The 6618-nt window shown below is 70.3% G+C and carries 5 protein-coding genes; 3 read left to right on the forward strand and 2 right to left on the reverse strand.

The window, feature by feature from the left end; all coding sequences use genetic code 11:
* The first annotated feature begins 122 nt into the window (after positions 1 to 122).
* Both IE241_RS26800 and IE241_RS26805 read left to right on the forward strand, forming a co-directional pair.
* Positions 123 to 1043 carry a zinc-binding dehydrogenase gene (locus tag IE241_RS26800; RefSeq protein ID WP_190024414.1) on the forward strand — a complete coding sequence of 307 codons (921 nt, stop codon included), beginning with the start codon at positions 123 to 125 and terminating at the stop codon, positions 1041 to 1043.
* Positions 1040 to 2032 (forward strand): alpha/beta hydrolase family protein, encoded by a 993-nt coding sequence (locus tag IE241_RS26805; protein ID WP_190024415.1) that lies wholly within the window; start codon positions 1040 to 1042, stop codon positions 2030 to 2032. Before IE241_RS26800 ends, IE241_RS26805 begins: the two co-directional genes overlap by 4 nt.
* Before the next feature lie 91 nt (positions 2033 to 2123).
* Here IE241_RS26805 and IE241_RS26810 read toward each other — a convergent pair whose 3' ends face one another.
* Positions 2124 to 3203, reverse strand: coding sequence for a hypothetical protein (locus tag IE241_RS26810; RefSeq protein ID WP_190024416.1), 1080 nt, complete (start codon positions 3201 to 3203; stop codon positions 2124 to 2126).
* Between the two features lie 337 nt (positions 3204 to 3540).
* Between IE241_RS26810 and IE241_RS34345 the strand changes: the two genes are divergently transcribed.
* A complete protein-coding gene (locus IE241_RS34345; protein ID WP_229899857.1) occupies positions 3541 to 5361 on the forward strand; it encodes an LGFP repeat-containing protein in 1821 nt (606 codons plus the stop codon).
* 76 nt (positions 5362 to 5437) lie between these two features.
* Here the strand turns inward: IE241_RS34345 and IE241_RS34845 are convergent, their stop codons facing one another.
* Positions 5438 to 6475 (reverse strand): DUF4232 domain-containing protein, encoded by a 1038-nt coding sequence (locus tag IE241_RS34845; RefSeq protein WP_190024417.1) that lies wholly within the window; start codon positions 6473 to 6475, stop codon positions 5438 to 5440.
* Between the last annotated feature and the right edge of the window lie 143 nt (positions 6476 to 6618).

Below are 6618 nucleotides of genomic sequence, written 5' to 3' on the forward strand. Positions count from 1 at the left end.
TCCCCGCAGGCCCACAGGGACGCAGCGCAGCCCGGGGATCTCCATAGGTGACAACCAAAGGTTGTCACTCTTGCTCGTTCGTTGTTGGATCGCGGCGTGGCCGCCGGGGTTACATCCTCGGCATGCAAAGACTGATTCCCACAGGGGATGCCACGCGCCCGGTCGCGTTCGCCGAGGTTCCCCGGCCCGTCCCGGAACCCGATGAGGTACTGGTCAAGGTCGAGGCGTTCGCACCGAACCGGGGCGAGACGTTCCTCCTCGAAAGCCCCCGGCCGGGGCTGCTGCCCGGCAAGGACATCGCGGGGCTCGTCGTGCAGGCCGCAGCCGACGGCTCGGGCCCCGGCGTCGGCGCCCGCGTGGTCGGGCATCCGGCGCTGGGCGGCTGGGCCGAGTACGCGGCCGTGCCCACTCACTCTCTCGCCGTGCTCCCGGACAGCATCGACAGCGTACGGGCGGCGGCCCTGCCCCTGGCCGGGATCACCGCCCTGCGGCTGCTGCGTACGGCCGGTTCCGCGGCCGGCCGGCGGATACTGCTGACGGGCGCCTCGGGCGGCGTCGGCGACTACGTCACCGAGCTGGCCGTGGGGGCGGGGGCCGAGGTCACCGCGGTGACGGCCACGCCGGTGCGCGGCGAACGGCTCGAAGAGCTGGGCGCACAGGTGGTGCACGACGTCGCGGCGGCTCAGGGGCCGTTCGACATCGTGCTGGAGTCCACGGGCGGAGCCGATCTGCCCATCGCTCTCTCCAAGGTGCGCCCGGGCGGCCTGCTCGTCTGGTTCGGGCAGGCGAGCCGCCGTCCGGTGACCCTCGACTTCTTCGAGCTCTTCAAAGGGCCCGAGCGTGTCACGATCCGGCACTTCCACTACGCCGGTGCCCCCTACGGGCCCGATCTCGCGGCCCTGGTGCGCCTGGTGGAGCGGGGCCGGCTGCACCCGGAGATCGGCCGGATCGCCGACTGGGCGGAGACCGCCGGCACCTTGGTCGACCTGCGAGAGCGCCGGATACGCGGCAAGGCCGTCCTGCTGACCGAAGGAGCACGATGAACGCCACCGATTTCGCCGCCGCCCAGTGGTCACACGCCACCGGCGCGGGAGTCGACCCCCACGAGTACCGGCGCGTCACCGGCGGCCTCACCTCCGTCGCCGACTGGGGACCGTCCTTCCTGAACACCGGATGGGCATACCTGGACCGCGCGGACGAGGCGGGATCGTCGGTCTCGGCGGGTGAACACCTGCTGATGGCGGCCCGGTGGTTCCACCTTGCCACGCTGGCGCCGTACGCGGAGGCCGGCCGTGCCGCCGCCGAGGCGGACGACGCCTTGAGCAGGGCGCTCACTGCGCTCGAACCCGGCGCCCGGCGCGTGAGCGGCGAGGGATTCACCGGCTGGCTGCGCGGCCCCTCCGACGCACCCGGCACCGTGGTCGTCGTCCCCGGCCTGGACTCGGCCAAGGAAGAGTTTCTCGACGTGGTGTCCGCACTGCTGGCCAGAGGGCTGGCCGTGTTCGCGATGGACGGCCCCGGGCAGGGCGTCCTCGCGGCCACGACGACTCTCAGGCCGGACTACGAGCAGGTCGTGGGCCGGGTCATCGACGCCCTCGGCGTCGCACGCATCGGGCTCGTCGGCCTCAGCCTGGGCGGCTACTTCGCGGCCCGGACCGCGGCGCTGGAGCCGCGCGTGGCGGCGGCCGCAACCGTCAGCGGTCCCTTCCGCCTCGGCTGGGAGGAACTTCCCGAGCCCGTACGCGACATCATGGCCCGGCGTGCCGGAGGAGCCGACGCCGCCCGCGCTTTCGCCCGCCACGTTGACCTTGCCGCCCTGGCACCCCGCATCGCGGCCCCGCTGCTGGTCGTGGACGGTGACGAGGACGTCATTCCCGGCGTGACCAACGGCGAGCCGCTGGCTCGTCTGGCACCGCTCGGAACCTACCTGTCCGTCCCTCACGGGGATCACCTCCTCGGCACCACACGGTCCGACTGGCTGCCCCGCCTGAGCGACCACATCCGGCACGCGCTGACGGGGGCACAGGCGTAAACCCCTTGAACGGCACACCGTTCCGGTCGGGTCTGCTCGTCCATGGGCACCCCCTGCTCGGGGGGTGCCCCACGACGTGGCAGTACGTCGGCTAGGGGTTCTCCTGCAGGGTCAGGCCGTAGTAGTCGACGTGGTAGTCCCCCACCCGCTGCGCGTGGTCGGTCAGGCTGAGGTCCTCCGGGGAGGCGACGCCGAGGTCGCGCAGGGTGTCGACCATCATCCGGGCCAGCCGGGGGCCGTCCACCTCGCCGATGCCGAAGTCTCCGGAGTGGTAAGGGGCTTCAAGCCAGTGGTCCAGGGCGGCCGGGCGGGTGGCGTGCGGTATCCAGCCGAAGGAGCCCGGATCGGCGATGCCCTCTCCGAGCGACTCCGCGTCGTAGACGATCTCCAGTCGCTCGCCGCAGGCGAGGTGGAAGACGACCGGGCCGTAGGTGCCGGGCACCAGAGCGTGAAAGCCCAGGTCCAGTTCGATACCGAGGGCGTGAGTCTCGGCCGGGAGGGTGTGGAGGAAGTCGCCGAGGGCGCGCGAGAAGACCTCCCAGTCGTCGGTCCGCCAGCGGCCCGGGAAGCCCAGGCCCGCGTTGGCGGGGGTGTTACGGGAGCCGAAGAACCCGCCGAGGGCGTAGTGCTCGCCGTGTCCCTGCCGCCAGAACCAGTTCTCCACCGGATCGGTAGGCTGCAGCAGCAGTTCGGGGCCGTGCTCGCCGGCGTGCAGCTCCAGCGTGTTCTCCCGGTCGCGCCAGCGGAGGAACGGGCTGCCCCACAGCGGGGCGGAGTCGTAGAACGGCCCGGGGTCGCCGTAGACGCCCATGACGGGGGCAGGGCCGAACTCTTGCGTCAACGCCTCGGCGACCGCCCGGAAGGCCGCCGCCTTCCCCACGGCACCGCCTTCAGGCAGCGCCACGGGCACGTACAGCCCCACATACTCCTCGCCACCAGGCACATAGTCCTTCTCGAAGCGGCCCGTCGGGCGCAGCCGGGGCGCCCACTGCGGGGACGCGTCCGGCTCCGGACCCGTGACCAGCCGCGGTCCGGCTGCACTGTCCAGCCATTGCCAGCCGAGGCCCTCCACCGCTGCCCGCAGCGCCGGCCCGCTCCAGCCGCCGGTCTCCGCCTCCCTCAGCCGCCGCGCCAGCTCCACCACGCGCGCCTCGTCCCAGGCCCCCGTCATCCCGAACTCCTCGTTTCGTTCCGTGCTCGTGCGACAGACCCTGCCATACGGCACTGACAAGAGCTCACTCCGGCCGATCGCCGATCGCCGATCGCCGAGCACCGAGCACCGAGCACCGAGCACCGAGTACGCGGGCCACGACGACGGGCCCAGCTTGGCCTGAATTGGTGCCGCTGCCACCGGGGCCGCCCGGACAGACTGTGCGATCAGCGAAGAGAGGGATTCGATGGTCATACGTCGGAAACAACGGATGGTAAGAAGTGCGCCGGTAGCGACTGCCCTGGTGTCCTTGGTTTCCTTACTGTCCTTACTGTCCTTGCTTGCCGGCGGAGGCGGCGTGGCACACGCCCAGCCGTCCATGACGCCTTCGGCCGCGCCCTGCTCGACGGTCCCGTCCGGCCGGAAGGCAAAGCCGGCCCGGTGGGTACCGACGAAGAACCCGAAGACGTCGGTCGCACCGGGGCACATGCGATCGGACTGCGAAGTGATCCCGGAGGGCTTCACCAAGAAGCAGGCCGACAAGGCCGAGACGATGGAAGCCGCACTGCTCGCCAAGTCCGGGGCCACCGAGGCGCGGCCGCATGCGGCGTCCTCTTCTGCAGCCGATTGCCAGGTGTACTGGCCGGCACCGTACGAGGTGTGCGGTGCGATCCGTGACAAGTACAACGAGCTCGGCGGCCCCAACAGCTTCTTGCTCTTCCCGGCATCGAACGAGCTGACCAACCCTGACGGGCACGGTAAACGCTCGGTGTTCCAGAACGGGCCCATCTACTGGTCGGCGGACAGCGGCGCACACCCAGTCGTGAATCACTTCTTCGCCGCCTGGCAGCGCAACGGCTGGGAAGCCGGGCCGCTCGGATATCCGACCTCGGACGAGATCGTCAACCCCGACAACATCGGGCGACGCCAGTACTTTCAGGGCGGCACCGTCTACTGGCGGCTCAACGACGCCTACTACGTCACCGGAGCCATCCGCGACAAGTGGGGCGAAGCCGGATGGGAAGGCGGTTGGCTCGGCTACCCGGTCAGCGATGAGATCAAGCTGCCCGACGGCCAAGGCCGCATGAACCGTTTCGAGCACGGCGTCATTTACTGGTCGCCCGCCACAGGGGCACGTCCGGTCACCGCTTCCATCCTCGATCAGTGGTCCCGCGCAGGCTACGAGGCGAGTTCCTACGGCTATCCGACGGCTGACCCGGTCACCCATCCGGGCGGGGTCCAGGAGCAGCAGTTCCAGCACGACCGCATCTACAGTTCCGGCCTGACGGTTCCCCTCGCCCCGGGGGTTTCGTTGTCGCTGGGCCTACCGTCGTCCGGACCGCTCCGGCCTGAAACAGTGGCCGAAGGCGTCGTCTTGAACGGCCCCGGATTCAAAGCCCGGTTCCAGCGCGTCGCCGGCGACGGCTCGCTGGAGGTGTCGCTGGTCCGGCTGGACAACAGCGCACCCACGTCGCTGGACCTGCTCCTCGGGGCCCCTGCCGGTTACAGCCTTCGTGCAACGCCTCAGCGGGTGGAACTCACCGACTCGAAGGGAGTCATCGTCGCGGGTGTCGGGCTGCCCATGGGTTTCGATTCCACCGGAGCGGCAGTGCCGGTCCGGGCCGGCTTCGAAGGCAACAGGCTGCGCTTGCAGCTCGGCAACTCGACTGCCTATCCGATCGAGTTCCCCACGATCGCGGCAAAGGGCGACGCCCTCGACGCCTGGTGGGCCACCGGAATCCAGCAGCGCAGCGTATGCGAGAACGAGCCCTACGACTGCTTCCGGGTGCGCAACGCGCGTGGGCCGGCGTACAACCGCTCGAAGGAGGCCTTCCCCGAAGCGACGGCAACCGACGACAACCGGATCGACGCCGCACGGCACTGCATGTGGAACGGTCTGATGACGGAAGGCGCCAACCGGGGATTCGCCGAGCGGATGGCCGCGGCCCATGAAATCGACGGGCGATCGAACCCGGGGTGGACCCGCAACGCCGAGCTGATGGACGGATACAACAACAAGACCGGAGTCCAGGTGGGGCTGCGGAATGAAGGATCACCCGGAAACATCGAAGTCACGTGCCTCCGGTACGCCCGGGAAGCGCGGATCGTACCGGAACCGGACACCATCGATCTGACGAACCCGAACGGTATCGACCTGATCGCGCTGCGACACCCCTGACCCGGACGGATCTCGACGCCGAGGAGGCCCGCTCCGGCGGGCGGGAGTACGGCGAGTGATTCTGCGCCAACCAGCCTCACGGGCGCTGTGCAGGGGCAGCGGCCCCGGGACCCGGCGGCCTTTCAGGCGCCTGCGCACCGGATGCACCACCGGCCCCCGGGCCGCGCGTCCCGTCCTTCTTCCAGGGACCGACGCCGAGCTGTCCCGTCGTGCCGAGGTCGAGCTCAGGAGTCACCATCACCGCAGGAGCACCGGACTGCGCCCGCACCCTCACGTAGGGGACGTTCACGGCATCGCCGCCCCCGACGGTGTTGCGCCAGACCAGGCCGGAGTACGCCTGCTCGCCGGGCTGCAGCACGAGCGACTGAGGCGACCCGTCCGCTCCTGTACCGGACGCGATGGCGCTGCCGCCCTGAAGGACCTTCACCCCGTCTGCGGGCCGGTGGTCCTCGTCGATCAGCTGGAGCTGCGGGTAGCCGTTGAGCCGGTAGGCCTGAGTGCCGCAGTTCTCCAGGTGCAGTCCCAGGACGCGCAGCCCCATGGCGGCATCTCCCTCGTCCGCGTACACATGCACCCCCGAAGACGGGCAGGCGCCCCCTTGGGACGGGGCTTCGGCAGCGGGGACACCCCTCACCCGCGCAATCCGCACCTGTACGGCCTTTCCCGCACCCGGAGGACGGAGCCCGCTCATGGTGACAGTGCGCTTGACGGTCCGACCGGGACCGACCGACGGCACCGGCTCCTTCACCGTCTCCAGGGCCTCCCCGGACTCCGACAGGAACGTGAAGGCGACCGTGTAAGTAAAGGGTTCCCTCTCATGGTTGGTGAGCTCGAACCCGGCACAGGGAGGCTCACCCCGGCTCACGCCGGTGATCCTGACCCCGCCCTTGTCCTGCCCGCTGGAAGATCCTCCGGGCGGGGCCGAAGAGCCGGGGGCGGAAGCCGCGCCGGAAGGCCGGGGCTCACAGGAGGAATCCCCGGGAGAGTCCGGGGAACCGGGCACCCGTGTCCGCGCCGGGCCGTCACTCCGTGGATCCGCCCTCTGAGTACCGCACGCGGTGAGCAGCAGGACGCCCGTCAGGGCGACAGGAAGAACGCGAAAGACACGAAGCATGTGACGATTCGACCAGGACCGGACCCCGGGCCGCCGTGGCACATTCCACACTTCCTGTCACAGTCACGCCACAGTGGAACCCCCGCGGTTGCGATCCGCTGACGCCCCGGCCCCCGCCCCGGCCGGCGTCGACCACGCCGAGT

It is taken from the genome of Streptomyces hiroshimensis, from assembly GCF_014650335.1.
In the GTDB taxonomy this organism is placed as follows: domain Bacteria; phylum Actinomycetota; class Actinomycetes; order Streptomycetales; family Streptomycetaceae; genus Streptomyces; species Streptomyces hiroshimensis.

What these genes read in the sequence shown, in the direction of transcription:
- IE241_RS26800 (WP_190024414.1), top strand. Translation starts at nt 123, where the DNA reads ATGCAAAGACTGATTCCCACAGGGGATGCCACGCGCCCGGTCGCGTTC.
- IE241_RS26805 (WP_190024415.1), top strand. Translation starts at nt 1,040, where the DNA reads ATGAACGCCACCGATTTCGCCGCCGCCCAGTGGTCACACGCCACCGGC.
- IE241_RS26810 (WP_190024416.1), bottom strand. Translation starts at nt 3,203, where the DNA reads ATGACGGGGGCCTGGGACGAGGCGCGCGTGGTGGAGCTGGCGCGGCGG.
- IE241_RS34845 (WP_190024417.1), bottom strand. Translation starts at nt 6,475, where the DNA reads ATGCTTCGTGTCTTTCGCGTTCTTCCTGTCGCCCTGACGGGCGTCCTG.